The following is a 25,012-nucleotide window of genomic DNA, read 5'->3' on the forward strand; positions in this document are numbered from 1 at the left end:
ACAGCTACTGGGATCGCAAACAGGCACCGAGCTTGCCGTTCAGCCTCGGACTGCCGGTGGCCTCCTTATGCGGCGCCCGAATATGCGAGGTGGGTTCCGCAAGAGCAGCCACCACCGAGTTCGGCCAACCGGGCACCATCTGGTGCTTGCCCTCGCCCCTGCCGAACGTGTGGCAGAAGGCCCGGTCCGAGCTGGCGCCGGCGGCCAGACGGCATCGAACCACCCCTGGTTGAGCCCTGCGTACAGGGATCTGCGACCCGGCGGTGTTCTGGCGCAAGCGCGAGATCGGCCAGTGTCCTCACCGGGCCGTCCGTACACAACAAAGACCGCCTCTATGTCCGGCAGATCGATGTGTGAGTGATCAAGTTCGACAGGCCGTTCGCTCAGCGGGGTTAAACGCAATGCCGTTGACTTAGGGGTGATTTGGCGGTTCAACAGATACCAGGGGGGTGGTGTCCGATGACCGTTCGGCTGGTGGACCGGATCGGGCTGGGAGACCTGACAGAGGTGTTCCCGCCGGAGCTGTTGGACGCGGTGCTGGCGAAGTCCCAGAACCGTAAGGTGCGAGTGCGGCTGCTGCCGCCGAGACTTATGGTGTACTTCGTGCTCGCGCGGGCGTTGTTCTCCGGCGAGCCGTACCGGGAGGTCCTGCGGACGCTGGCCGAGGCGGTCCGGCGCGAGGACGGGTGGGGCGCCTGGCGGGTTCCGGACAAGGCAGCGGTCTTCCGCGCCCGTCAGAACCTTGGGGTGGAGGTGCTGCGGGAACTGCTGCTTCATGCCGGGGCGGCAGTGGCCGACGAGCGGACGCCAGGTGCGTTCTGGCGGGGCTTGCGGTTGATGGCGATCGACGGCACGACGCTGCAGGCCGCCGACACCGAGGCCAACGAGACCGGGCTGGGACGGCTGCGGACCAAGGCCGGGAAGGGACCCACCGGATATCCGCTGGCCCGGGTCATGGTCCTGGTCGAGTCCGGCACCCACGTGGTCTGCGACGCGGTGGTCGACTCCTACCGGGTCAAGGAACGGGTTCTGGCCGAGCAGCTCTCCGGCTCGCTGCGGCCGGGGATGCTGGTCCTGGCCGACCGCGGCCTGCCTGGAGCTCATCTGTGGCAGCACCTGGCCGCCACCGGCGCCGACTTGCTGTGGCGGATCCCCGGCATCTGGAAACTGCCCGTCGAGGATGTCCTCGCGGACGGCTCGTGGATCTCCACAGTCCGCGGCGGGAGGGGCCGCAGCGTCCGCCCGCCCCAGGACATCCGGGTCCGCGTGATCGAGTACAGCCTCGATCTTCCCGGCCGTGACCAGGCCGAACGCTACCGGCTCATCACCACCCTCATGGACCCCACTGCGGCGCCGGCCGCCGAACTCGCCGCCCTCTACGGCGAGCGATGGGAGGTGGAGAACACTCTCGCCGAACTGAAGACGACACAGATCGGCACCCGCACCGTCATGCCGAGCAAGAGCCCGGACCTGGTGTTCCAGGAGATCTACGCGCACCTGGTCCTCTACACAGGCCTGAGAGTCCTGATGCACAGAGCAGCGGTGAACCGCAGCGAACCCCTTGATCCGGACCGGCTTTCCTTCGCCGCGGCCCTGCGGGCAGCCCGCCGGAGCATCACCTCGCTGAACAGGGATTTTCCCCCCTCAGCACCTGACCACGGTGGCCCGTGAGCTCGAGGAGGAGATCAACCCGCCCCGCAGACTGCGGGCCGTGATCCGCCAGGCGAAGCGCAAGATGTCTCGCTTCCTGTCCTGGAACCCCGACCGGCCACGACCACCACAGCCAACCCGACGGCCAGAAGAAACCCTCCAGGTCATCGCGGCCGTCGCACCCCCACCAGACCCCTAAGTCAACGGCATTGGGGTTAAACGGCAAGCTCACGGATTCCTCAGCATGCTCGCGCAGTCGTAGAACCGTTCGTCGGGGCCCCGGAGCATCCCCGCGTGGTCGCGGAAGCGCTCGCCGGGGGCGCGGAGTATCCCCTGGTGGTCGTAGTACCGCTCGCCGGGGGCGCGGAGCATCCCGCCGTGGTCGTAGTACCGCTCGCCAGGGTTGCGGAGCATCCCCGCATGGTCGTAGAAGCGTTCGGTTCTGGAGTACACGCGCCCTCCTCGGGCTCGTACGGACGGAGGGCCCAGCGTAGTGCTCACATGATCTACAGGCCCTCTGGCTGCGGCGATTGAGTCGGCCGGTACCCAGGGTGGAGCGGGCTCCCCCGGGTGGGGGAGTACGGGGTCGTGCGGTGGCCGGATCCGGCGGAGGGGGCTGTTCGGACATGCTCGTTCACGGCGGGGGGACACCGGACCGCCACTCGAACCCGAGCATCCCGGAGGACCCGATGGCGACCGAGAACGCGACCGCACTGCCCGCCCGTCAGCCCGCATGGCCCGGTTACGTGGCCGCTGTCGCGGCTCTCGGATACGCGGCGCCGCACTTCTGGTGGGGCGCCGGCATCGCGGCGATGTTCCCCGGGGACTTCGCCTCGGCCCCGCACGGGAACCTCGAGGCCGCCATCGGCTACTGGGTGATGGGCGTCGTGGCCGTGTTCGGCGCCGTGCTCTCCCTCGCTCTGGTCCGCCCCTGGGGGCGCCGCATCCCGGCCCTCCTCATCGCCGTCCCGTCGGGGATCGCCGCGATCGGCATGACCCTCTGGGGCTTCATGTACTTCGCGATGCAGTACATGATCTCCGTAGGCCGGGTGGTCTCGGCCCCGGCCTTCGCGGCCAAGGACGCGCACCCGCAGGCCGCCTGGGGGCTGTTCTGGTACGCCCTCTTCCTGGTCTGGGGCATCACCCTGGGCATCGCCGCCTGGCAGCGCCTGCGCGCCCGCCGCGTGGCGACGGGCGCCGCCTAGGCCGGCGCGCCGTCCGCCCGGAGGAACGGGCGGAGGGCGCCGAGCAGGGCTCCGACGCAGGCCTCGCGCAGCTCCGCGCGCGTGCAGGTCTCCGCGGTGAGCCAGTCCAGGCAGAGCACCCGGACGAACACCAGCCAGCTCTTCAGGACCGCCGCCACCGCGGCCCGGCCGGAGTCGTCCGCGAGCGGGAGGATGTCGAGGAGCCGGGTCCGCAGGGCGTCCAGCTCGCTGTCGATGATCGTCTGGACCACCGGGTCGCCGGCGAGGACGCGGTTCGCCGCGAGGACGGTGTTGCGGTGGGCGGTGAAGTAGTCGAGGTGCACGTCCAGTCCGTCGGTGAGCTGGCCGAGCCAGTCGCCGGGCCGGTCCAGCGGGACCTGTTCCAGCAGCCGGTCGGACGCCTGCCGGTAGACGGCCGCGAAGAGGTCCTGCTTGCCCGCGAAATGCCGGTACAGCAGGGCGCGGGAGACTCCCGCCCGCTCGGCCACGTCCTCCATCAGCACCTCCTCGTAGGGGTGCTGGGCGAAGAGCCGCGCGCCGACGTCGAGGAGCTGGGCGCGGCGTTCGTCGGGGCTGAGGCGTCGGCGGGGAGGCACGCGGTCGATGTTACTTGACACGGGTCTACTAACGGGAGCCTACTAGTAGACGCACGTCTACTTACCAGGGGTGGGAGGTCGGAGCATGGCCAGGACTCTCAAGTGGCTCGTACTGACGATGGGTTACGCGTGCGTGGCGATCGGGCTCGCGCACGTGGTGCTCGGGAACGCGGCGATTCCCGGCGCGGGTTCGGCCGGTGCGACGGTCGACAGCCTCGGCCGGTTCCTGGGTGCGACGTTCGCGGGCTACGGACTCGCCTGGATCTGGGCGGCCCGCCAGTCGCCGATCCCGGCGAGCGCGGTCCGGTGGCTGGCCGGGGTGTTCCTGCTGGGGGCGGCCGGGCGGCTGCTGTCGCTCGCCGTGCACGGGTGGCCGCACGGCTTCCAGGTGGGGCTGACCGTCATCGAACTGGTCCTGCCGCCGCTGTACTTCTGGCTCGCCGACGCCGACGAGAGGGCCCACCGGGCCGCCGCCTAGCCGCCGCCTAGGGGGTGTCGGCGGTGGGCAGGACGCGCCAGGCGGGTTCCAGGGGGACGAGGTGGCCGGCCGTCGAGCGGAGGTCGTGCGCGAGGCCGGCGCGGGCCAGCAGCGACGGGAAGTGCTCCGTGCGGTACCGCTCGTGGGCGGCCGGGCCGGACCAGAGGGTGGTGACCAGGTGGCGGTCCGGGGCGAGCCGGGTCACCACGCCCGCGAGCATGCCGCCGGCCGCGGCCATGCCCGGCCCCCATACGCGGCGCTGCACCTCGAGGAAGGACTCCTCGCGCCCCGGCAGCAGCCGGCAGTCGGCGACCCGCAGCAGCCCGGCGGTCTCCAGGGCCCGGGACAGGTCCGAGGTCTCTCCGGCCATCTCGAGAACGGTCTCCCCGGCGGCCGTCTCGATCCCGGTGAAGCTGTCGGCCTGGCGGCTCCCGGCGTACACGGCGTCGTGGCGTTCGCGCATGAAGCGGTCATGGGCCCCGGCGCCGCTCCACAGGCCCAGGACCCGGGCGTGACCCGTGTCCGGGTCCCAGCCGCCCACCTGCCCGACCAGCCCCTCCTGGTCGCCGATGACGGCCCAGGCGCGCTGGGCGCTGTCGAATCGCCCCCGCTCGGCCCCCGGCACCGTGCAGCCGATCCACTTCCCCCACATGCTGAACCACCCTCCAAGGCCGGGTCGACAGCAGTGATCATCGCCCTCCGGCCCCGGCGGGCGTCAATCGGTCCGAGGGGTGGCGGGGTCCGGCAGCCCGGCGCCTCTTTCCGGCCCTTTTCCCGGTCGGCGGGACGCCTGCCGTTTGCCTGTTGTTGGGGCGGGGGTAGCTGTCGTGCCATGCGTGACTTAGTGCGGGAGCAGTACTACCGGCATCGTGCCCCGGTCTACGACGAGACCAGCTATCGCGGTGACCCCGTGGTGAACGCCGGCCTGGACCGGGAAACCGCCGACATCGGGAAACTGCTCGCCGCGCTGCCCGAAGGGCGGGTGCTCGACGTGGGCTGCGGGACCGGAGTATGGACCCAGTTCCTCCGCGGCCCGGTCGTCGCCTTGGACCAGAGCGCGGAGATGCTGGAACTGACCCACGCCCGGGTGCCTCGGGCGCGGCGCGTGCGGGCGCTGTTCCCGCCCCTGCCGTTCGCCACCGGAGCCTTCGACCGCATCGTCACCGCCAACTTCTACGGGCTGCTCCGGCCCGAGGAGCGCGCGGTGTTCCTCGCCGAGGCGTCGCGTACGGCGCGCGAGCTGGTCGTGATCGACCTGCGCAGTGACGGTGACCTGCACGAGGAGAAGACGGAGCTGCGCTCCGTCGCCGACGCCACGTACCCCATCTACCGGCGCCGGTTCACCCCGCGGAGCCTGCGCTCGGAACTGAAGGGCGAGCTGATGTACGAGGGGCTCTACTTCCTCGCCGTCCGGGTCATGGCGCCAGAGGTGGCGCCAGAGGTGTCTCCAGGGTGATCAAGTGCGACTCGCCGGGCCCTTCCCCGTCGTCGGGGACGGCGAACATCCGAAGGACGTGCCCGTCCCTCTCCAGGTGGACCGCGTTGTAGGTGACCACTCGGCCTGCCGCTGACAGCGTGGTCACGGGAGCTTCGTGCTCGATGCGGCCGGACTCGATGTCGACGACGGCGATGCCGCCCAGACTGAAGACGCCGGTCCCGGCCAAGGGGTACTCGGCGATGCCCGTGCACACCATGTGGCCGCCGCCTGCGGACACACAGGTCTGGTAGTCGACGAAGTGGCTCTTGTTGCGGACCCGGTGGGTGAGGCGCCCGTCCGCCGTGAAGGTGAGCAGTTGCCGCGAACCCCAGGTGACGGCGTGCAGCAGGCCGCTCTGGCGGTCGCGCACGATCCCGCCGATGTGGTCGTCGAAGCGGAAGGCCTCCCGTACCTCCAGGGTGTCGGGGTCCACCCGGTAGACGATGGACCGGGAGTCGGGCCGGTACTCCGCTGTCGGCACCCACAGGGATTCGCCGTCGAAGTCGATGCCTCCCGGGTGGTAGACCGTGCCCTCGCCCACGCTCACCCGGCCCAGCGCCGCGCCGCCGGCGTCCGTGACGTACACATGGCCCCGGCCCCGGCCGGGAGTTCGGTCGTAGCCGTCCACCGGACTGTCGTGGAACCGGGTCGCCTCGGTGATTTCCGCAGTCGATACGTACAGGCGGTGGTCAGGGCCGCGCGTGACGCCTTGGGGGTGGTGGGCGGGGAAGTCCAGCGGCGTGCGCTCCACGACGGTCCAGGGTGTGTTCCGGGTCAGCTGCCGCACCGCCATGACGAGGGATTCGTTCGAGTCGTCACACACACCTGTGGACAAGGCGGATCCAGGAAGGCTCATACCCGGTGAACGAGAGCTGCCCGGGCTCGTCACGGCGGCGATTGATTGTCACGGTCCTGCCACAGGGGTAATTGAATGTGTTCAAAACCTTGTGGCGCGGGCCTACTCTGGCCGCTCCGACAGGGGAGGGACCGGATGCCCGAGAACGCCGAGAACGCCGAGAGTGCCGAGAAGAAGGGGGAGAACGCCGGGAAGGGGGAGAGCGCCGGACCGCCTCCGGCACCGGCACCGCCTCCGGCATCGGCCCCGGCACCGCCTTCGGCCCCCGTGGCGCCGCCCGCGCCCGGGCACCCCGGTTACGACCCGGTCGCTTGGCACACCTGGCGGACGTACCAGCACCACCAGCACGTGCAGCAGGCGAAGGCCGCCGCCGCCGCGAAGGCGGCGAACTCGATGTGGCGGCGGGTCCGTCCCGCCGAGGCGGCCCCGATCGGCCCCGTCACCCTGGTGGCCGTGCTCGCCGCGGGCCTCGCCGCCGCCGTCGCCCTCGGGGACGGCATGGGCCCCGGGCTGCTGCTCGCGGCGCTGCCCGCCATGGTGGCCGCGTACGCCGCCGCCCGTGCGGCCGGGCGCAAGGCCCGCCCCTGGAGCCTGCTCTGGGTGCTGGGCTGCGTGGCGCTGCTCGGGGTGCCGGCCCTGAGGGACTCCGCCTGGCCGTCCACCCTGGCGATCCTCGCCGCCGTGCTGCTGGCCGCGCTGGCCCTGCACGGCACCCGGAGCTGGCCGGGCGTCCTGCTGAGCCCGCTCGGGTTCCTCGACAGCGCCGTCACCGGGGTCGGCTGGGCCTGGGCGGGGGTGCGGGCGCGCGGCGGCGGGCTGGGCCGGGAGCGCTGGCTGCCCGTCGCCAAGGCGGGCGTGGTGGCGGTCGTCCTGCTGCTCGTGTTCGGGGCGCTGTTCGCCTCCGCCGACGCGGCCTTCGCGGACCTGCTGGAGGGCCTGACCCCGGACGTGTCCGTGGGCGACAGTCCGCTGACGGTCCTGCTGTTCGCGGCCGGTGCGCTCCTCGCGCTCGCCGCCGCCCGCACCGCGGCGGCCCCGCACCGCTGGGACCGTATCGAGACCCGCCCGGGCAAGGCGCGTTCCCGGGTGGAGTGGAGCCTGCCGCTGATCCTGCTCAACCTGCTCTTCGCCGGCTTCAACGCGGTGCAGCTGGCGGTGCTGTTCGGCGGGTACGACAAGGTGCTGGAGAGCACCGGGCTCACGTACGCCGAGTACGCGCGCCAGGGGTTCTGGCAGCTGCTCTGGGCCACGGTGTTCGTCCTCGCGGTCATCGCGCTCGCGCTGCGCTGGGCGCCCCGGGGGACGGCGGGCGACCGCCGGCTGGTGCGGGGGGTGCTGGGCACGCTGTGCCTGCTGACGCTGGTCGTGGTCGCCTCCGCGGTGCGCCGGATGGACCTGTACGTGGACGCGTACGGGCTGACCCGGCTGCGGCTGTCGGTGGTCACGGTGGAGCTGTGGCTGGGTCTGGTGCTCGTGCTGCTGATGGCGGCCGGGGTGGTGGGCGGCCGCTGGCTGGCCCGGGTGGTGGTCGGCAGCGCCGCGGCGACCGTACTGGCCTTCGGGCTGGTGTCTCCGGACGGGATCGTCGCGCAGAGCAGCGTCACCCGCTACGAGCGGGACGGCAAGATCGATGTGGCCTACCTGCGCGAACTGTCGGCGGACGCGGCGCCCGCGCTGGACCGGCTGCCGGAGCCGCAGCGGTCCTGCGCCCTGATCGGGATCCGGGACCAGCTGCGCGACGCCGGTGACGTGCCCTGGTACGCCACGAGCCTCGGCGAGTACCGCGCCCGCGAGATCCTGCGCGAGCGCCCGGTGACGGCCACCGCCGCGGGCAAGTGCAGGAGGCTCGGCTATGGGAGCAGCGGGCGGGGGTAGCGGGGCGGGAGGGGGCGGGGGTGCGTCCGGAGTCCCCGTATCCCGTCGGCCCCGGCGACCGCCTCGGCCACGGCCACCGCCGCGCCGACGGCCACCCAGAAGAACGACCCCGCCTACACCCCGCCGCCCGCGACCACCGCCCCCGCCCGCACCCCGGAGTCCGAGCGCACCCAGGCCCCGGCGCCCGCCCCGACGAAGACCAAGCCCCCGACGGGCGGCGGGAGCAGCGGCGGTGGCGGGGGGATGGTCACCTGCTCCTACGACCCCAGCGTCAAGCCGTACCGCTGGCAGTAGCGGTAGCCCGGGGTCAGCGGGCGTAGGAGCCGATGCCGACCAGGCAGTACACGTACTCGTTGATGACGCTGCCGTTGATCGTGTAGCGGTACGAGAAGCCGTACTCCGTCTTGGGGTTCTCGTCGCAGCGGCTCATGTCGTTGGTGCCGGGGAAGCGCTGGATGACCCGGTAGTGGGCGTCGGACGCCGAGCAGTCGACCTCGTCGACATTGGTGACGCGCTGCGCGGTCGTGGAGTCCGGCAGCTGCCCGTTGAGGCAGGTCCCCGTCTCGAAGGGGCGGGGGGCCCGGGTGGTCGGGGTCGGGTCCGGGGTCGGGTAGGTCGGGGCGGTGGCGGGCTCGGTGGCCGGCTCGGTGGCGGGCTCGGTGGTGGGGCTGTAGGTGTAGGTCGGCGGGCTGTACGGGGTGTACGTCGAGTCGGCCGTCGGGGACGCGGAGGCCGTGCGGTCGGAGTCGTCGTCGTTGTCGCTCGTCACGACGACGCCGATGATCAGCGCGGCGACGACCCCGAGCGCGAGCAGGCACCCGAGGGCGCCGTTCTTCCCCGCCTGCGCGGGCCGGGCCGGCGCGGGCCCCGGGACCGGAGCCCCGGACACGCGTATGCGCAGCAGCACTTCGGCCCCGCCGACCCTGGCCCGGACGAGGTCGCCGTTGCGGGCGGGCGGTATGCGCAGGCGCTGCGGTCCGGCCGGCAGGGGGACGGAGACGGTCACACCTGCGGCGGCCTGCTCGGGGGTGAGTGTTAACTCGATTTCCTGGGGCGACACCGGCTGCTCCTCGAGGGTGGGGGCGGACCCTCCGGGATTCTGCCCGCTGCGCCCGCCCTGACGCAGCCGTTCCGCCCAGCGGTTCAGGAGGGGGAACCTTCCCCCGAGGTGTGCGCGCCAGGGGGTGTTCCGGTCAGGGGGGTGTGGAGCTGGCGGGGAGAAGCGGTACGGGGGGTGGTCGCGGGGGAGGGGGCGTGCGTAGATTACCGGCGGTAACAGCCCGCCGACCGAGGAGAACCTGCCGTGGACGCAGCCGAGCCGACGCCGGTCGAGCCCGTCAAGACGATCGTCGGCGGGGTGGTGCGCGAGGTGGCCGTGCCGGCCCTCGCCGGGCCGGCGACGAGCGGGTCGCTCGGGGACATCCCGTTCCAGAACGCCCGCGAAGCCCCCCGCGAGGCCGTGCTCGCCCGCAAGGAGCGGGACGGCACCTGGCGGGACGTCACCGCCGCCGAGTTCGCGCGCGAGGTGCTCGCCGTCGCCAAGGGGCTGATCGCCGAGGGGCTCGCGGAGGGGGACCGGCTCGCCATCATGGCCCGGACCACCTACGAGTGGACCCTGCTCGACTTCGCCGGATGGGCCGCCGGGCTGGTCACCGTACCCATCTACCCGACCTCCTCCGCCCTCCAGGCCCGCTGGATCATCCACGACTCCGGGGCGGTGGCCTGCGCCGTCGAGGACACCGTCCAGGCCCGGCTGCTCAGCGCCGAGCGCGCCAACCTCCCCGGCCTCGCGCACCTGTGGGAGTTCGACACCGGCGCGGTGGCCCAGCTGATCAAGGCCGGGGAGCACCTGCCCGACGCGATCGTCCACGCGCGCAGGGCCGCCCGTACCCCCGAATCCGTCGCCACGCTCGTCTACACCTCCGGCACCACCGGGCAGCCCAAGGGCTGCGTACTGACCCACGGCAACTTCTTCGCCGAGGTCGACAACGCCGTGGAGCTGCTGCACCCGGTGTTCCGGTCGGCCAGCAAGGACCCCGCCTCCACCCTGCTCTTCCTGCCGCTCTCCCACGTCTTCGGACGGATGGTCGCCGTCGGCTGCCTGCGGGCGCGGGTCAAGCTCGGGCACGCGCCCAGCATCCGCACCGAGGAGCTGCTCGCCGACCTCGCCGGCTTCCAGCCGACCTTCCTCCTCGCCATCCCCTACGTCCTGGAGAAGGTCTACAACACCGCCCGCGCCACCGCCGAGAAGATGGGCCGCGGCTCCTCCTTCGACCGGGCCGCCCGCATAGCCCAGCAGTACGGGGAAATCGTCGAGGGCAAGACCCCCGGGATGGGGCTGCGGGCCGCCCGCGCCCTGTACGACCCGCTCGTCTACCGGCGGATCCGCGCGGCCCTGGGCGGCCGCGTGCGCTACATCCTCAGCGGCGGCTCCCCCCTCGGGCGCCGGCTCGCCGCCTTCTACACGGGCGCGGGGATCGACGTCTTCGAGGGCTACGGGCTGACGGAGACCACGGCGGCCTCGACCGTCACCCCGCCCCAGCGCCCCCGGCTCGGCACGGTCGGCTGGCCCCTGCCGGGGACGGCGGTGCGCATAGCCGACGACGGGGAGGTGCTGCTGCGCGGCCGGCACGTCTTCGCCGGGTACTGGAACGTGGGCGCGCAGCCGCCCGGGGGCTGGCTGGCCACCGGGGACATCGGCGAGCTGGACGCCGACGGGTACCTGACCATCACCGGCCGCAAGAAGGACCTGATCATCACCTCCGGCGGCAAGAACGTCGCCCCCGCGCCCCTGGAGGACTGGCTGCGCGCCCACCCCCTGGTCGGCCAGTGCCTGGTGATCGGCGACAACCGCCCCTACGTCGCCGCCCTCGTCACCCTCGAACCGGAGGGGCTGGCCCACTGGCGGCAGATGCACAAGAAGCAGGGCGTCCCGATCCGCGAGCTGGTCACCGACCCGGAACTGCTGGCCGAACTCCAGCGGGCGGTCGACGAGGCCAACAAGCTGGTCTCGCGGGCCGAGTCGATCCGCCGCTTCGTCGTCCTGCCGGGGGAGTTCACCGAGGCCCGCGGACACCTGACCCCCTCGATGAAGCTCAAGCGCGGAGCCATCGCCCGCGACTACGGCAGCGAGATCGAGGAGCTGTACCGGGCACCCCGGGGCGCCTGAGGACCGCCGAGGGGCGGGGGCGGCCGGGCCCGCTTATGGTGGGCTGGGCCGACCGGTCCGGGGGGCGACCCGAGGAGGCCGCAGTGCCCCGACCGCGTCCCCGCCCCCGACCGCGTCCCCGCCCCCGCCCCCGCGCCCGTACGGCAGCCGCCGCGGCCGCCGCCGGAGCGGCCTGCGCCGCCTGCGCCCTCGTCCTGGCCGCCGCCCTCGGGGCCGCCCCGGCCCCCCGCCCCGCCCCCGGCCAGGGCATACGGTGGGGGGACTGCCCCGCCGGCCCCGTCCCCGCGGGGATGCGGTGCGGGGAGGTGACCGTCCCCCTCGACTACGCGGACCCCGCCAAGGGCACCACCCGGGTGGCCGTGGCCCGCATCCCCGCCACCGCCCCCGGCCGCAGACCTCTCGGCTCCCTGCTGCTCAACTTCGGCGGCCCCGGCGGCCCCGGGATCGCCTCCCTGGCCGCCGACCCCGGGCTCTTCGCGAAGCTCGGCGAGCGCTACGACCTCGTCGCCTTCGACCCCCGCGGCGTCGGCCTCAGCTCCCCCGTCTCCTGCGGCGGCTCCCAGCAGGTCGGCGACGAGGTGCCCGGGGACGCCGCCGCCCAGCTGGCCGCCCTGCGGGCCGTCGCCGCGCGCTGCGCCCTGCACTCCGGGCCCGTGCTCCTGTACATCGGCACCGTCAACGTCTCCCGGGACATGGACCGCATCCGCCAGGCCCTCGGCGACAAGAAGCTCAACTACCTCGGCTTCTCCTACGGCACCCGGCTCGGCGCCGTCTACGCCGCCCAGTTCCCCAAGAAGACCGGCCGGATGGTCCTCGACGGGGTCGACACCCTCACCGAACCGCTCGCCGAGCAGGCCCTGGTCTCCGCGCGCGGCCAGCAGCGCGCCCTGGACAACTTCCTGGCCTGGTGCGCCCACCAGCGCGACTGCGTCTACGGCACGAACACCCGTACCGCCAAGGAGCAGGTCGAGGAACTGGTCGCACGGCTCGACGAGCAACCGCTGGTCGGGGAGGACGGCTCGCACTTCACCGGGCAGGACGCGGTCGGGGCCATCGGGGCCGCCCTGTACTCCACCGCCCTGTGGCCCGACCTCGCCGAGGCCCTCGCCAGCGTCGAGCGCGACCGCGACCCGGTCCCCCTGACGGAACTGGGCGGCCCGCCCGAGGCGCCGCCCGACGACGGCCCCGCCCGGGTCCCCGACGACAACGCCGAGGCCGCCCTCACCGCCGTGAACTGCGCCGACGACCCGGACCGGGGCAACGACAAGGCCACCCCGGAGGCCATCGAGAGCGAGATCGGCGGCCTCGAGGCCGATTTCCGCCGGGCCTCGCAGATCTTCGGGCCGGGCCAGCTGATGACCGTACTGTCCTGCTACGGCCGGCCCGCCGGCACCGACTTCATCCGCCGGATCGACCGCCCCGGCGCCCCCCGCATGCTCCTCGTCGGCACCCGCGGGGACCCGGCGACCCCGTACGAGTGGACGGAGGAGACGGCCCGCCGGCTCGGCTCGACGGTGGTGATCGACCACAAGGGCGACGGGCACACCGGCTACGCGGCCTCGGCGTGCGTACGCGACTACGTGGACACCTTCCTGACCGGCGGAAAGCTGCCGGGCGGCACGCGGTCCTGCCCCGCCGGCAAGTGAACCGGCGGGGCAGCTCAGCGCGAGATCCGGAAGGGGCGGCCTAGCAGTCGGGACGGGTGGCGCGGCCCGCGAAGCGGTCCGCCAGCCAGTTCCCGACCGTCAGGGAGTGCGTGATCACACCGCTGACGTGCTCGCCGAGCACGATGGTGTCGAACTGGACGTCCGCACCCCGCGCGCACCACTCGGAGCGCAGCTGGCGCCCCACCGCGTACGGGATCAGCTCGTCGCCGAGCGCGTGGTACTGGAGCACCGGCGCGGCCGGGGCCGACCCGCCCAGCCGGCTCTGGTTCAGGCGGGCCTGCCAGTCGGGCTGCGCGAGCGGGTCGCGGGTGGTCAGGTCGGAGATCCGCTTGAAGGAGCCGGCGATGGCGTCGACCGCCACGCAGTTCTCCTTCATCCCGGCCACCAGCGCCCGGCCCGCCGGGTTGAGGTACGAGTCGAGCTTCAGCTCGGGGAAGGCCGCGTCCTGCCCGGCGGCCGCCATGAAGATGAGCCCGGAGCCGAAGGAGCCGTTGTTGAAGGCGGCCACCTTCATCAGGTCGGCGGGGACACCGCCGGTCGCCGTGCCCTTGACCTTCAGCTCCGGCGCGTACGAGCCCTGGAGCTCGGCGGCCCAGCTGCTGGCCTGGCCGCCCTGCGAGTAGCCCATGATGCCGACGGGCGTGTCCGCGGACAGCCCGGCCCCGGGCAGGCGGATGGCGGCGCGGGCGGCGTCGAGCATCGCGTGGCCCGCCGAAGGGCCGACGGTGTAGGTGTGGACGCCCGGGGTGCCGAGGCCCTCGTAGTCGGTGACGACCACGGCCCAGCCGCGCAGGGTGTACTGCTGGATGAGGTTGGCCTCCATGGCGGTGCCGTACGGGAGGTTGTTGCTCGGAGCGCAGGAGTCGCCCATGCCGACGGTCCCGACGGCGTACGTGATCAGCGGGCGCGGGCCGGTGCGGCCGTCCTGCGGGACGATGACGGTGCCCGAGACCACGTTCGGGGCGCCGTCGGCGGTGGTCGAGCGGTAGTGCACCTTCCAGGCCTTGGTGCCGGTGGGCTGGCCGGGCAGCGGGTGGAAGGCGGAAGGGGCGCTGCTGACGATGTCGCCGGGGCGGCCGGCTTCGGCGGCAGCGGCGGTTTCGGCGGTCTCGGCGGTGGCGGCGGGGATCCCGGCCGTGAAGGCCAGGGCGGTCAGTGCGGCCAAGGCGGCCAGGGCGGTGCTGCGCAAACGCATGGGCGGCTCTCCCAACGTCCGTATGTGTGGGGGCAGGTGAGGCGAAGGTAGTGACCGACCGGTCGGCATGTCGCTGACCGTGCAGCTCACCTTTCCTGACCGGGACTCCCACCCCGGCGCCCCGCCGACTGTCACAGGTACGGCAGTACGAAGTCGTACCCGGCCGCGAAGTGCCCGCCGCCCGCCGGGCAGGAGCCGTTGGTGGGGTACCCCCAGAAGAAGAGGCCGTAGCACTTGCGGCAGAAGCGCCAGTCGCGCTGCGTGTTCGCGGTCTGCGGGATGTCGTGCGGCAGGACGAAGTCGTACCCGGCCAGAGCGTGGCCGCCGCCGCCCGCCGGGCAGACACCGGAGGAGGTGGGGTACCCGTGGAAGAAGAGCCCGTAGCACTTGCTGCAGAAGCGCCAGTCGCGCTGGGCCCTCGACGTCGCGGGGACGTCGTGCGGGAGGTTGAAGTTGTAGCCGGCCGAGTCGTGGCCGCCGCCCGCCGGGCAGGTGCCGTCGTCGGCGTAGCCGCGGAAGAACATGCCGGAGCACTTGCTGCAGAACCGCCAGTCCGCCTGGTTCGCGCGGGCCGACGCGGCCGCGGGACCCGCCACCCCCATTGCCAGCGCGCCGCCGGTCAGGCCGGCCGCCGCCACGCCGAGGGCGCGGGTGAGCACGGCCCTGCGGTCCGGTCGCGGATTTCCTTCGCCCACTGTCAGGAAGCCCATGCGTCCACCTCTCCACCGGCGAAACCCGTGGCGGAGCCCGAGCGGGCGTTCGCCACGTTGAGTATTTACGTCAGTACGGTGCGTAGTCAACGTAGTCCGGGGCGCGCCCGGTGGTGCGTCCTGCCGGAACCCCGCGCCCCCGCACTACCCGCCCGAGGCGATCCGGTACGCGCCCGGGGTGGTCCCCGTCCAGCGGCGGAAGGCGCGGTGGAAGGCGGTGTCCTCCGAGAACCCCAGCCGGGCGGCGAGTTCCGCGATCGGCTCCCCGCTCTCGGCCAGCCCCGCGATCGCCGCGTCCCGCCGCACATGGTCCTTGAGCTGCTGGAAGGAGGTCCCCTCCTGATGGAGCCGGCGCCGCAGGGTCGCCGGGGAGACGGCGAGGCCGGCCGCCACCTCCCCCAGCTCGGGCAGCCGCGGCGCGCCGCGCAGCCGCCGCGTCAGGGTCCGGCGTACCTGCTCGGCGACCGTGGTCCCGTACTCGGGGCGCGACAGCAGGTCGAAGGGGGCCCGGCGGAGCATCGCGTCGAGCGCGGCGTCGTCCCGTACCAGCGGAGCGGTCAGCCAGTGCGCGTCGAAGACGGCCTCCGTCCGCTCCGCACCGAAGCGGACCGGGCAGTCGAAGAGGGTGCCGTACTCGCCCTCGTGCGGCGGCGGGGGATAGGCGAAGGAGGCGTGGGCCAGGGGGATGCGACGCCCGACGAGCCAGCTGCTGAGCCGGTGCCAGATCGCGAGCACGCACTCGGTGAGGAAGCTCCCCCAGCTACCGCTGGGAGGGGCCCCCACCTCGTCCCGCTCGAAGTCGTTGCGCACGGTGAACCGCGCCTGCCCGCCGCCGGTTTCCAGGGCCAGTTCCGGCCCGCCCGGGAACAGCCCGTAGAACACGGCGGCCCGCTCCACGGCCGCGCCGAGGTCCCGGCAGCCCAGGCAGGCGTGGCACATCATCGCGAAGGTGCCCGGGCGGCTCGGGACGGCGGACAGCCCGAGGAACTCGTCCTGCGTGGTCCGGTACAGGGCCCGGAAGAGGCGCGCGAACTGCGCCGGCGTGATCCGCGCCCGGTCGTCGCCGAGCAACAGCGGCGGGATCTGCGCCTCCTGGAGCAGCGGCACCAGGTCGAAGCCGCCCCGCCGCGCCCCCGCGAGCACGGCGCGCACGTGGTGCACGGTGATCGTCTGCCTCCCCATGGCTCCGACGGTAGCCCCAATGAGCGCTGCGGTCAGCGGGGGTGACGCTTCCGGTCATGCCGGACCGGGCCCGGGGGCGCCCACCATCGGGGGACACCTATCCGGGGAGGGCATGCCATGGACGGTCGGCCGAGCACGCTGGCGGTGTTCACCGAGTGGACCGGGCGGCGGTACGGGCCCGGCACGGCGCTCCGCTTCCGCGCACCCGACGGGGGCTGGCGGACCCGGACGTACGCCGAACTCGGCGCGGCCGTACGGGAGGCCGGGCGGGGGCTGCTGGGGCTGGGCGTCGGGGCCGGGGAGCGGGTGGCGGTGCTCGCGGAGACCCGGCCCGAGTGGACGTACGCCCACTTCGGGATCCTGGCGGCGGGCGCGGTCCTGGTGCCGGTCTACCCGACGGCGGGGGAGGAGGAGCTGGCCTGGGTGCTCGGCGACTCGGAGGCGGTGGTGGCCGTCTGCGAGGACGCGGCCCAGGCGGCCCGGGTGGAGGCGCTGCGGTCCAAGCTCCCCGCGCTGCGGGAGGTCGTACGGATGGACGCGCCGGCCGGGCCGCCGGGGGCCACGGAGTCCGAACTGGCCGCGCGGGCCGCCTCGGTGACCCCCGACGCGGACGCCGCGATCGTCTACACCTCGGGGACCACGGGCCTGCCGAAGGGGTGCCGGCTCACGCACGGCAACCTCGGGGCGATCCAGGACGCCACCCTGCCCCTGGTCCAGGGCGGGCCGGGGGACTCCACGTACCTGTACCTGCCGCTGGCGCACCTGCTGGCGCAGCTGATCCAGTTCACCACCCTGCTGGAGGGCGGGGAGCTGTGCTACTTCGGGGGCCGGGTGGAGGCGGTGGTGGCCGAGCTGGCGCAGGCCCGGCCCACGCACCTGCCGTCGGTGCCCCGGCTGTTCGAGAAGGTGCACGCGGTGGTGCTGGGGCTGGCGGAGGGGCAGGAGGGCGGCCGGGAGCGCTTCGAGGAGGCGGTGCGGCTGGGGGTGCTGGCGGCCGACGGCCGGCTCCCGGAGTCGCTGCGGGCGCAGTACGAGGCCGCGGAGAAGTCCCTGTACTCCCTGGTCCGGGACGCCTTCGGGGGCAGGCTGAAGTGGGCCCTCACGGGCGGAGCCCCGATCGCCCCGGCCACCCTGGACTTCCTGCGCGCCTGCGGGATCCGGGTGTTCGAGGGCTACGGGATGACCGAGTCCGGCGGGGTCATCAGCCTCAACCACCCGGGCGCCGTCCGCCACGGCACGGTGGGCCGGCCGATCGAGGGCTGCGAGGTGGAGATCGCACCGGACGGGGAGGTGCTCGCCCGCGGCCCGATGGTCTTCCCCGGCTACCACGCGAACCCCGCCGCGACGGCCGAGGCCCTGGACGCGGACGGCTGGCTGCACACCGGGGACCTGGGCGAACTGGACGGCGACGGCTTCCTGACCATCACCGGCCGCAAGAAGGAGCTGATCATCACCTCGGCCGGCAAGAACATCACCCCGACCGAGGTGGAGTTCGCCGTCCAGAGCGCCTCCCGCTTCGTCTCCCGCGCCGTCCTGATCGGCGACCGGCGCCCCCACCCGGTGGCCCTGATCACCCTGGACGCCCAGGAGGTCACCGCATGGGCGGACCGGGAGTCCCTGGACCTCGGCCCCCGCCCGGCCGCCCACCCCGCGGTACGGGCCCTGGTGGCGCAGGCCGTCGCCGAGGCCAACGCCACCGTCTCCCGCCCGGCCCGGATCCGCGCCTTCCGCGTCCTGGACGAGGAGTTCTCGGTCCGGGCCGGCACCCTCACCCCGACCCTGAAACTGCGCCGCGCGGAGGTGGCCCGCCGCTACGCCGCCGAGATCGAGGAGCTGTACGGGGCCTGAGGACCCGTGTCACCTCTCGATGTCGAAGGCCTCCACGGTGTTCACGACGTTTCCGCCGCCGTCCTGGCCGCCGATGGCGTAGACGCACGTGCGGCTCAGGGCAACCGGGCAGGGCGCGCTCGCCCCGGCCAGGAAGGAACGGGCGGTGGGCAGCGGGGGCAGCGTCGCCCAGACGTTGTCGACGGGGTTGAAGACCGAAGACCGAGGGTCGAGGGGCGAGGGGCGAACTTCCGGGCTCAGGCCAGCGCGCGGGCCAGGCGGGCCAGGCCCTCGGTGATCTCCTCCGGGGTGTGCGTGGTGAAGGACAGCCGCAGAGTGCGGGGGTCCGGGGTGCCGGTGTGGAAGGGGGCTCCGGGGACGTAGGCCACCTCGTGCGCGACGGCGGACTTCAGCAGGGCGCCCGCGTCGTACCCCTCGGGGAGCCGGGCCCAGACGAACATGCCGCCCTCGGGGCGGTTCCACTCCGAGCCCGCCGGGAGCGCCCCGCCGAGTCCCGCCAGCAGGGCGTCGCGCCGGGCCCGGTAGGCCTCCCGGACCCGGGCGGTGTGGGCGTCGAGGTCGTGGGCGCCGAGGTAGTGGGCGGCGGCCAGCTGGTCCACCGTCGAGGTGTGCAGGTCCGCCGCCTGCTTGGCGACCACCGCCGCGCGGCGCAGGGCGGAGGGGGCGCGCAGCCAGCCCAGCCGCAGCCCCGGGGCCATGACCTTGGAGAAGCTGCCGAGCAGGGCGGTACGGTCCTCCGCGCCCGGGTGGGCGGCGATCCAGGGCCGGTGGGCGCCCTCGTAGCGGAGGTCGCCGTACGGGTCGTCCTCCACCAGCCACAGCCCCAGGCGGGCCGCGATCCGGGCCACCTCGGCCCGGCGCTCTCCCGGCAGGGTGCGCCCGGTCGGATTCTGGAAGGTGGGGATGGTGTAGAGCAGCTTCGGCCGCTCCCGGGCGGTGATCTCGGCGAGGGCGTCGGGGAGCAGGCCCTGCCCGTCGCAGGGGACGGGTATGACGCGGGCTCCGGCCAGGCCGAAGCACTGGAGGGCCGCCAGGTAGGTGGGGTTCTCCACGAGCACCGTGTCGCCGGGTTCCAGGAGGGTGGCGGCGAGGAGGGTGAGCCCCTGCTGGGAGCCGGTGGTGATCAGCACCTCGTCCGCCGAGGTGGCCAGGCCGCGCGCCCCGGCCCGGGCGGCGACGGCCGCGCGCAGCTCGGGGGCGCCCTCGGTGGTGGAGTACTGCAGGGCCCGGGCGGCTCCGGTTCCGGTGAGGGTGGCCTCGTACGCTGCCCGCAGGCCGGCGGTGTCGAAGAGTTCGGGGGCGGGCAGGCCCCCGGCGAAGGAGATCACCCCGGGGCGTTCGGTGAGCGCGAGGATCTCCCGTACGGGCGAGGCGCCCACGGTGCTCGCGCGGGCGGCGAAGGCGGGCAGTGCGGCGTGCGGTGCGGCGGCTTGCGGGGCGGCGGTGGTGCCAGGGCGCATGGGGGCTCCTTCGGTGGCGGGTGGCCGCAGCGTCTCTGATCAGCTGAGCGATCCCGTGTCAGACGTGGTGTCTGGCAGTGGGATTTCCCACCGTGGTGGGGTGGCGTGGGCGTGGAGGTGGAATCCGGCGCCCAGTGCTGCCCCTCGTGGCCGGTGTCGGCTGGTGGTGGGTGTGCTGATCGTTGTCACGTCCTGGTGCCGGTGGGCTGCGCGGGGCAGTCGTTTCCGGTCCGTGTGAGCGTGTCCCTCCGGACGCTGGCCTGCCGGGCCCGGGGGCCTGGCAGGGGAGGGTGTCCGGCGTCGCCTGGGCGTCGGACGTGTTGTCTGGTGCCGGGTGGGTCCGGTCTTGGTCCGGTCCGGCGGGCTGGGCTTCGGCGGCGTGGGTGTGATGACCGCGTTTGTTTCGAGTCGGTCGATGACGGTGCGGACGGCCATGGCGCCCGTGGTGCGGTCGGTCACGGTCTTCGCCTGGTGGGCCAGGCCGCGGGCTGCGATGCGCTGCCACGCGCCGTGGTCACGATCGCCCTGCCAGCCGCAGCCGGGACTCGGGCAGGCGGCCCACTTCCAGCCGGGTGTGGTGGGCCGGTCGGGGGATTTGCAGTGCCGCAGCGGGGTGAGGCATCGCGGGCAGTGCTTGGAGGTGTTCCTCGCGGGGATCGTGACGACGGCGATGCCTGCCTCGGCGGCGAGGTGCCGCATGTGGTCGGTGATCTGGCCGCGTATCTGCTGGGAGAGGCGTGTGTTGAGGGTGCGGCCCATACCGCGGGCTTCCATCGACCTCAGGTCCTCGACGTAGATGACGCTCGCCCGGGCGGCGATGGCCTGGTCGACCGCCCACCTGGCGGCGGCCCAGGCCAGCGCGTCGTTCAGGTTCGAGCGGCGTGCGCAGACCCGGCTGATCTCCTCGCGCAGAACGGTGTGCTTGGCGGCCAGCGGGTGCTGTTCATCTCCGGTGGTGAGCCGCTCGTAGTGGTCGGACTTGGCATTCAGATGCTCGCCCTGGCGGCGCAGGCGGTGCTGTTTGGCCAGGACACCGGCTGCCCGGAACATGCCTCCAGTCCCGAGGGCGGTGATCCGCCCGTCGCTAGGGAGCCTCGCGGCCCCGCAGGAGAGCAGGGTGTTGAGGCCCCAGTCCACCCCGAGCGCGACGGTGTGCCCGCTGCGGGCTGCCTTCGGGACGGCGTGGGTGTACGCGAGATCAGCGCGGACACGGCCCCGGTGCAGGCACAGCGTGGGCAGGTGCAGTACCGCGTTCACGGGGATCGTCGGGGGCAGCTTGATGGGGCAGGCCACCCATGTCCAGTCCTTGTAGGACTGCGGGTCAGGCCGGGTCGGGAGCTGCAAGCGCAGCAGCGCCCGGCCTGGTGTATCCGCCCGCTCGATGGTGGCCTGCTGCCCGTCACACGCCGACAGCAGCAGCATCTGCGCCACCCGGGGCGCGCTCTCCATCTCGAACAGACCGGCGGGCATGACGTCGTGCTTCTTGACGAACGTGAGGACCTGCCGGGTGCGGGACTTGATGACGGTCGACGGCAGATGCCGCCCGCCCGGGGCGGCCTCACGGACGGCGTCCCACTCCTGACCCATCCGTTTGAAGGGGTCGGCGGGCCAGTTATCGATGACTGCTGCGGTCAGGTCGGCGCGCCACTTGACCGACCGCAGGACGCGTCCGGCCTGCTCCTGCGCCATCCGAACGATCCGGTCATTGACCCGAACACCCTCTGGCGGCACGACGGTCCAGCCCAGCCGGCGCAGCGCCATCCAGGCGTTCGACGGCAGCTTCCTGCCCCCGCCGTCCTCCCCGGACGCGAGCACAGTCACGTCGGCGGCGTTCCAGTGCGCGGTCAGCAGCTTGGCGCTCATGCCGGAGACCAGAGAGGCACACCAGCCGACACGATCCGCGAGCGCGGAAGCGGTCAGCAGTTCACCGCTCACCTCATCCACGCCCGCCCGCAGCAGGCCACGGGCACAAGCGGTCCAGGCGGTCTCGCCCCCGGCGAGCGGCACCTTCCGACTCAACGCTCACCCTCCCCCCCACACCCGTACTGTCATCCGATCGACGACACCCCATACGAAAGGTCACCCATTCGACCAACGAACCCACAACCGACACCGGCCGAACAGCAGGACGAGAGAGTCGTGACGATCACTACGGATGCGTAAGGAACCTCGTGAGCCTAGCGAGGAAAGATGCATAAGGCACCTGCCTGTCCACGAGGTGAACGCCGTCCGGCCTCTCCCCAACTGATGACTTGTCAGATAGACCGGTGTCATGACGAGAGACGAAGACACCCGGCCCGGGGCCTACGCGGAACTCGCGGCCGTCGGCCCGTACGGGGTCCGCCCCGGCCACGCCCTGATCACCATGGTGGAGCCGCACCCGGGCCACGAGTACGCCTACAACCGCTGGTACGAGGACGACCACTACTACGCGGGCGCCATGGCCATGCCCTGGATGTACGCGGGCCGCCGCTGGGTGGCCACCCGTGAACTCCAGGAGCTGCGCTACCCCGAGAAATCGGCCGTCGCCCAGCCCGTCACCGCCGGGTGCTACCTCTCCACGTACTGGGTGACCGAGGGCCGCTACGACGAGCACATGAAGTGGACGGTCGGCATCAACAAGCGGCTGAACCGCGACGGCCGGGTCTACCAGGACCGCACGCACGTCTTCACGGCCTTCCAGGACCACGAGGCGACCGTCTACCGCGACGGGGCCGCCGGCCCCCGGGACTTCCACGCCCTCGACCACCCCTACGCCGGGCTCGTGCTCCAGGTCGTCGACGCCGACGGGCCCGGGCGGCGGGCGGAGCTACTGGAGTGGCTGCGCTCCCGGGCCCTGCCGCGGCGGCTGTCCGGCTCGCCCGCGGCGATGGTGACGCTCTTCCGGCCGACCCCGCTGCCCGGGGACCGGATGACCTACGTCAAGCAGGTCGAGGGGGTCGACAGCCGGCTCACCCTGCTGTGGTTCCTGGAGGCCGACCCGCGCACCTGCTGGGACCGCTTCCAGGGGCTGGACGCGGAGGTCGCGGAGTCGGGGCTGGGGCGGGTGGAACTGGTGGCGCCGTTCATCCCGACGGTGCCGGGGACCGACCGGTACGTGGACCAGCTGCGCTGAGGCCGCGGCGGCGGGCATGGCCGAGCCCTCTCGGCCAGGACGGCGGGCCGGTCGAGAGGGCTCCGTACGAGGTGCGGGGGGTGCGGGTGGTGCTGGTGGCGACGTTCAGGCGAGGCGCCCCAGTCCGCCCTCGACGACATCGGTGACGAAGGAGGTCCAGGAACCCGGCGCGAAGGTGACGGACGGACCGTCCTGCACCTTCGAGTCGCGGACGGCGATGGCCTCCATGACGGGGGACTTGACCTCGACGCAGGCCCCGTTTCCGCCGGAGTAGGAGGACTTGGTCCAGTTTTCCGTGCCGCCCTGACGAATAGCCATGTTCTTCTCCGGTTCAGCGAGTAGTTCCGGTTGCGTGCCGGCCGGAGATTTCCCCGGCTGACGTGATCGACGCTACCGGCAGCTCTCGATGGCTGAAGGAGGCATTCACTCGACCGGGTGGCATATTCCATTCAGGCCTTCTGTGGCCGGGGACCGACGGTGTACCGTGCTGGCCCCCTCGCCACTTCAGGCCCTCTCAGGGCAGTTCGTCACTTCGCCTTGCCCGCGTATTGGTCGATGATGTCGGAGATGAACTGCCTGGTCTGGTCGACGTTGAGCGCCTGGGCGCGCAGGTGCTCGTACATCACGCTGTATTTCTGAACGTCGTTGGCCTTCTCCAGGTACAAATCGCTCGTGACGCCCTCGATGTAGACGACCGTCGAGTCCGAGGCGTCCGGGAATTCCAGAATTGCGTACTGCCCGTTGACCCCCGGATGGGCACCCATCGTGAAGGGCATCACCTGCACCGTGATGTACGGCTGCTGCGACTGCTCTATCAAGTACTCCAGCTGCCGGACCATCAACTGCGCGTCGCCCACGTGCCGGCGCAGCACCGCCTCGTCGATCACCGCCCACAGGCGCAGCGGACCGACGTCCGGATTGTTGTTGTCGGTCTCGGACAACCGTTTCTGGCGGTGCATGCGGACCTGCACGCGCTTCTCCACATCGGCCGGAGCCGTCTCCGGCAGCGCGCCGCGGATCAGGGCCTGGGCGTACTCGGGGGTCTGGAGCAGCCCCGGGACCATCTGCGGCTCGTAGGTGCGCAGGCTGGCGGCATCGGTCTCGAGGCCGATGTAGACGCTGTACGGGATGTCGCCGAAGGCGTGCCACCAGCCCTGCTGGCGGGAGTCCTTGGCCATCTGCATGAGCGAGTCCACGAGCCGGGGGTCGTCGACCTCGTACACCTCGCACAGGTCGCGGACGTCGCGCTGGCTGATGGACCGGCGGCCGTTCTCCAGGCGGCTGATCTTGGACTGGGAGACGAGGAGGCGCTCGGCGACCTGCTCGGCCGTCATGCCCTTGTCCTCGCGGAGCTTGCGCAACTCCATGCCCAGTCGGCGGCGTCGGACGGTGGGATTGACATTGGACGCCACGTGAACGGCACCTCCGCCTTCTTCTGTCGCTGTCTCGCTGAGTGTCTGGTGTTCAGCAGACTGCCACCGAAGGGTGCGACGGCGCTGGGGAACGCGTGGGAAAAGCCACGTGGGGTGGCGCGACCGGTACGCCGGCCGCGCCACCCCACGTACGGGCGGCTCCGCGACCGGGTCTTTGGGGGACCGCCGGTCGCGGTGTCGTGGATCATGCGTGCCCCGCTGGTGGATCAAGGGGTGTCGCGGGTCGTGCGGGTGCTTCTGGTCATGCGTGTGCTCGTGCCCGTGCTCAGTGCGCGGCCGCGCGGGCCATCGCGCCCGTCCGGCGCGGCTGCAGCGGAACACCGCTGGTCGCCGTGGCCCGGACGGCCGGCTGTGGCTGGGCGGCGGCACGGTCGCGGCGCGGCTGTGCCGCCACGCCGTTCTGGACGTCCATGACGGCGTGCGCCACGAGACCGCCCATCGGGTCGTGCCGGATCAGGTCCCGCAGCCGGGACCTGGACGACCGCCCCTCGTTGCCGGGGTACAGGTGCTTGCCGAGTCCGACCGCATGGGCCAGCGCGGCGAGCGCCGCGGTCCGCGGGTCCGGCGGTACGCCGGTGCGGATCGCAGTGTCCAGCCGGGCACGGATCTCCCGGCTGATCGCCGTGTCGGTCGCCTGGTAGCGAGTCGTCGGCAGCACCCCGCACATCTGTCCCGCGACGGCATGCACCATGCCGCAGCGCTCCAGGTGAGCGAGGTAAATCTGGCGGAGCCCCAGCCGGGGTCCGCCGATCCAGTGGACGGCCCGTACCGGGCTGCCGCGCCTGCGCAGCAGTTCCAGTGCGGAGTCCAGAGTCGGATCTCCTGTCGGCCGTGGCATCACCACGGCGATACGATCCCCGTCAGGGGCTATCCGTCCTGCCAGAGCCAGCTCCACTAGCTGTGCCCCGGCCAGGCCGAGGTCGAGCGACTGCGGCTGCGCCGTGGTACCCGTGGCCGGGTCCAAAGCGAGCAGCAGGAGCTCCTCCGGAATCGTTCTGCGGCTCTTGCCCATCCATGCCTCCCCGCGTGGATGAGTGACAGGGTGACGCCTCTCACATTCATCTGTCGAGAGTGCCTGGACGCTTTGTGCGGGAAC

General features: G+C 72.7%; 24 protein-coding genes. 9 read left to right on the forward strand and 15 right to left on the reverse strand.

Annotated elements, in window-relative coordinates; translation table 11 throughout:
* Positions 1-459 precede the first annotated feature (459 nt).
* Positions 460-1,671 carry an IS4 family transposase gene (locus OOK34_RS15145; protein WP_267034393.1) on the forward strand — a complete coding sequence of 404 codons (1,212 nt, stop codon included), beginning with the start codon at positions 460-462 and terminating at the stop codon, positions 1,669-1,671.
* Between the two features lie 207 nt (positions 1,672-1,878).
* Here OOK34_RS15145 and OOK34_RS15150 read toward each other — a convergent pair whose 3' ends face one another.
* Complete coding sequence (locus OOK34_RS15150; RefSeq protein WP_267034394.1) at positions 1,879-2,103, reverse strand: hypothetical protein; 225 nt, start codon at positions 2,101-2,103, stop codon at positions 1,879-1,881.
* A 236-nt stretch (positions 2,104-2,339) separates the two neighbouring features.
* Here OOK34_RS15150 and OOK34_RS15155 point away from each other — a divergent pair, with 236 nt between their 5' ends.
* Positions 2,340-2,855: a DUF3995 domain-containing protein gene (locus OOK34_RS15155; RefSeq protein WP_267034395.1), complete on the forward strand. Its 516-nt coding sequence runs from the start codon at positions 2,340-2,342 to the stop codon at positions 2,853-2,855.
* On the opposite strand, the gene OOK34_RS15160 is transcribed toward OOK34_RS15155, so the two are convergent.
* Entirely contained in the window at positions 2,852-3,451 is a 600-nt protein-coding gene (locus tag OOK34_RS15160; protein WP_267034396.1) for a TetR/AcrR family transcriptional regulator, read from the reverse strand. The two genes, OOK34_RS15155 and OOK34_RS15160, sit on opposite strands and share 4 nt — an antisense overlap.
* Before the next feature lie 85 nt (positions 3,452-3,536).
* Here OOK34_RS15160 and OOK34_RS15165 point away from each other — a divergent pair, with 85 nt between their 5' ends.
* Positions 3,537-3,929 (forward strand): DUF4345 domain-containing protein, encoded by a 393-nt coding sequence (locus tag OOK34_RS15165; RefSeq protein WP_267034397.1) that lies wholly within the window; start codon positions 3,537-3,539, stop codon positions 3,927-3,929.
* Positions 3,930-3,936: 7 nt separating this feature from the next.
* Here the strand turns inward: OOK34_RS15165 and OOK34_RS15170 are convergent, their stop codons facing one another.
* Positions 3,937-4,581: a DUF4937 domain-containing protein gene (locus OOK34_RS15170; protein ID WP_267034398.1), complete on the reverse strand. Its 645-nt coding sequence runs from the start codon at positions 4,579-4,581 to the stop codon at positions 3,937-3,939.
* Positions 4,582-4,761: 180 nt separating this feature from the next.
* Here OOK34_RS15170 and OOK34_RS15175 point away from each other — a divergent pair, with 180 nt between their 5' ends.
* On the forward strand, positions 4,762-5,385 hold the full coding sequence (locus OOK34_RS15175) for a class I SAM-dependent methyltransferase (RefSeq protein ID WP_267034399.1): 624 nt from the start codon (positions 4,762-4,764) through the stop codon (positions 5,383-5,385).
* Here OOK34_RS15175 and OOK34_RS15180 read toward each other — a convergent pair.
* Positions 5,345-6,241 carry a DUF6454 family protein gene (locus OOK34_RS15180; protein ID WP_267034400.1) on the reverse strand — a complete coding sequence of 299 codons (897 nt, stop codon included), beginning with the start codon at positions 6,239-6,241 and terminating at the stop codon, positions 5,345-5,347. The genes OOK34_RS15175 and OOK34_RS15180 overlap by 41 nt on opposite strands.
* Positions 6,242-6,397: 156 nt before the next feature.
* Here OOK34_RS15180 and OOK34_RS15185 point away from each other — a divergent pair, with 156 nt between their 5' ends.
* Complete coding sequence (locus OOK34_RS15185) at positions 6,398-8,137, forward strand: DUF4173 domain-containing protein (RefSeq protein ID WP_267034401.1); 1,740 nt, start codon at positions 6,398-6,400, stop codon at positions 8,135-8,137.
* A 113-nt stretch (positions 8,138-8,250) separates the two neighbouring features.
* Here the strand turns inward: OOK34_RS15185 and OOK34_RS15190 are convergent, their stop codons facing one another.
* Positions 8,251-8,388 carry a hypothetical protein gene (locus tag OOK34_RS15190; protein ID WP_267034402.1) on the reverse strand — a complete coding sequence of 46 codons (138 nt, stop codon included), beginning with the start codon at positions 8,386-8,388 and terminating at the stop codon, positions 8,251-8,253.
* Positions 8,389-8,444: 56 nt separating this feature from the next.
* Positions 8,445-9,197, reverse strand: a complete 753-nt coding sequence (locus tag OOK34_RS15195) for a hypothetical protein (protein WP_267034403.1) — start codon at positions 9,195-9,197, stop codon at positions 8,445-8,447.
* A gap of 243 nt (positions 9,198-9,440) precedes the next feature.
* Between OOK34_RS15195 and OOK34_RS15200 the strand changes: the two genes are divergently transcribed.
* Entirely contained in the window at positions 9,441-11,306 is a 1,866-nt protein-coding gene (locus OOK34_RS15200) for a long-chain fatty acid--CoA ligase (protein ID WP_267034404.1), read from the forward strand.
* 83 nt (positions 11,307-11,389) lie between these two features.
* Entirely contained in the window at positions 11,390-12,952 is a 1,563-nt protein-coding gene (locus OOK34_RS15205; RefSeq protein WP_267034405.1) for an alpha/beta hydrolase, read from the forward strand.
* 40 nt (positions 12,953-12,992) lie between these two features.
* Here OOK34_RS15205 and OOK34_RS15210 read toward each other — a convergent pair whose 3' ends face one another.
* The 3 genes from OOK34_RS15210 to OOK34_RS15220 all read right to left on the reverse strand — a co-directional run bounded on the left by OOK34_RS15210 (position 12,993) and on the right by OOK34_RS15220 (position 16,060).
* Entirely contained in the window at positions 12,993-14,168 is a 1,176-nt protein-coding gene (locus OOK34_RS15210) for a lipase family protein (RefSeq protein ID WP_267034406.1), read from the reverse strand.
* A gap of 131 nt (positions 14,169-14,299) precedes the next feature.
* Entirely contained in the window at positions 14,300-14,878 is a 579-nt protein-coding gene (locus OOK34_RS15215) for a hypothetical protein (protein ID WP_267034407.1), read from the reverse strand.
* A 144-nt stretch (positions 14,879-15,022) separates the two neighbouring features.
* The gene (locus OOK34_RS15220; RefSeq protein ID WP_267034408.1) at positions 15,023-16,060 is read right to left on the reverse strand and encodes an AraC family transcriptional regulator; all 1,038 of its coding nucleotides are present in this window, start codon (positions 16,058-16,060) and stop codon (positions 15,023-15,025) included.
* A gap of 117 nt (positions 16,061-16,177) precedes the next feature.
* Between OOK34_RS15220 and OOK34_RS15225 the strand changes: the two genes are divergently transcribed.
* A complete protein-coding gene (locus tag OOK34_RS15225) occupies positions 16,178-17,908 on the forward strand; it encodes a long-chain fatty acid--CoA ligase (RefSeq protein ID WP_267034409.1) in 1,731 nt (576 codons plus the stop codon).
* A 9-nt stretch (positions 17,909-17,917) separates the two neighbouring features.
* On the opposite strand, the gene OOK34_RS35495 is transcribed toward OOK34_RS15225, so the two are convergent.
* From OOK34_RS35495 to OOK34_RS15235, 3 genes are read right to left on the reverse strand one after another with little or no spacing between them, the layout of a single operon-like run.
* Entirely contained in the window at positions 17,918-18,148 is a 231-nt protein-coding gene (locus OOK34_RS35495; protein WP_353963389.1) for a hypothetical protein, read from the reverse strand.
* Positions 18,145-19,368: a PLP-dependent aminotransferase family protein gene (locus tag OOK34_RS15230; RefSeq protein WP_267034410.1), complete on the reverse strand. Its 1,224-nt coding sequence runs from the start codon at positions 19,366-19,368 to the stop codon at positions 18,145-18,147. Before OOK34_RS15230 ends, OOK34_RS35495 begins: the two co-directional genes overlap by 4 nt.
* Before the next feature lie 39 nt (positions 19,369-19,407).
* Positions 19,408-21,387, reverse strand: a complete 1,980-nt coding sequence (locus OOK34_RS15235) for a zinc ribbon domain-containing protein (protein ID WP_267034411.1) — start codon at positions 21,385-21,387, stop codon at positions 19,408-19,410.
* A gap of 253 nt (positions 21,388-21,640) precedes the next feature.
* Here OOK34_RS15235 and OOK34_RS15240 point away from each other — a divergent pair, with 253 nt between their 5' ends.
* Positions 21,641-22,483 (forward strand): hypothetical protein, encoded by an 843-nt coding sequence (locus tag OOK34_RS15240; protein WP_267034412.1) that lies wholly within the window; start codon positions 21,641-21,643, stop codon positions 22,481-22,483.
* A 105-nt stretch (positions 22,484-22,588) separates the two neighbouring features.
* On the opposite strand, the gene OOK34_RS15245 is transcribed toward OOK34_RS15240, so the two are convergent.
* The 3 genes from OOK34_RS15245 to OOK34_RS15255 form a co-directional block, all read right to left on the reverse strand.
* Complete coding sequence (locus tag OOK34_RS15245) at positions 22,589-22,801, reverse strand: DUF397 domain-containing protein (protein WP_267034413.1); 213 nt, start codon at positions 22,799-22,801, stop codon at positions 22,589-22,591.
* Between the two features lie 209 nt (positions 22,802-23,010).
* Positions 23,011-23,895, reverse strand: coding sequence for a helix-turn-helix transcriptional regulator (locus tag OOK34_RS15250; RefSeq protein WP_267034414.1), 885 nt, complete (start codon positions 23,893-23,895; stop codon positions 23,011-23,013).
* 286 nt (positions 23,896-24,181) lie between these two features.
* On the reverse strand, positions 24,182-24,928 hold the full coding sequence (locus tag OOK34_RS15255; RefSeq protein ID WP_267034415.1) for a GPP34 family phosphoprotein: 747 nt from the start codon (positions 24,926-24,928) through the stop codon (positions 24,182-24,184).
* Positions 24,929-25,012: the final 84 nt, after the last annotated feature.

It is taken from the genome of Streptomyces sp. NBC_00091, from assembly GCF_026343185.1.
In the GTDB taxonomy this organism is placed as follows: domain Bacteria; phylum Actinomycetota; class Actinomycetes; order Streptomycetales; family Streptomycetaceae; genus Streptomyces.

Bases quoted from the DNA above. Each gene is read 5' to 3' on its own strand.
- OOK34_RS15145 (WP_267034393.1), top strand. From the start codon at position 460: ATGACCGTTCGGCTGGTGGACCGGATCGGGCTGGGAGACCTGACAGAG.
- OOK34_RS15225 (WP_267034409.1), top strand. From the start codon at position 16,178: ATGGACGGTCGGCCGAGCACGCTGGCGGTGTTCACCGAGTGGACCGGG.
- OOK34_RS15215 (WP_267034407.1), bottom strand. From the start codon at position 14,878: ATGGGCTTCCTGACAGTGGGCGAAGGAAATCCGCGACCGGACCGCAGG.
- OOK34_RS15155 (WP_267034395.1), top strand. From the start codon at position 2,340: ATGGCGACCGAGAACGCGACCGCACTGCCCGCCCGTCAGCCCGCATGG.
- OOK34_RS15170 (WP_267034398.1), bottom strand. From the start codon at position 4,581: ATGTGGGGGAAGTGGATCGGCTGCACGGTGCCGGGGGCCGAGCGGGGG.
- OOK34_RS15175 (WP_267034399.1), top strand. From the start codon at position 4,762: ATGCGTGACTTAGTGCGGGAGCAGTACTACCGGCATCGTGCCCCGGTC.
- OOK34_RS15210 (WP_267034406.1), bottom strand. From the start codon at position 14,168: ATGCGTTTGCGCAGCACCGCCCTGGCCGCCTTGGCCGCACTGACCGCC.
- OOK34_RS15255 (WP_267034415.1), bottom strand. From the start codon at position 24,928: ATGGGCAAGAGCCGCAGAACGATTCCGGAGGAGCTCCTGCTGCTCGCT.
- OOK34_RS15185 (WP_267034401.1), top strand. From the start codon at position 6,398: ATGCCCGAGAACGCCGAGAACGCCGAGAGTGCCGAGAAGAAGGGGGAG.
- OOK34_RS15240 (WP_267034412.1), top strand. From the start codon at position 21,641: ATGACGAGAGACGAAGACACCCGGCCCGGGGCCTACGCGGAACTCGCG.
- OOK34_RS15245 (WP_267034413.1), bottom strand. From the start codon at position 22,801: ATGGCTATTCGTCAGGGCGGCACGGAAAACTGGACCAAGTCCTCCTAC.
- OOK34_RS15165 (WP_267034397.1), top strand. From the start codon at position 3,537: ATGGCCAGGACTCTCAAGTGGCTCGTACTGACGATGGGTTACGCGTGC.
- OOK34_RS15230 (WP_267034410.1), bottom strand. From the start codon at position 19,368: ATGCGCCCTGGCACCACCGCCGCCCCGCAAGCCGCCGCACCGCACGCC.
- OOK34_RS15220 (WP_267034408.1), bottom strand. From the start codon at position 16,060: ATGGGGAGGCAGACGATCACCGTGCACCACGTGCGCGCCGTGCTCGCG.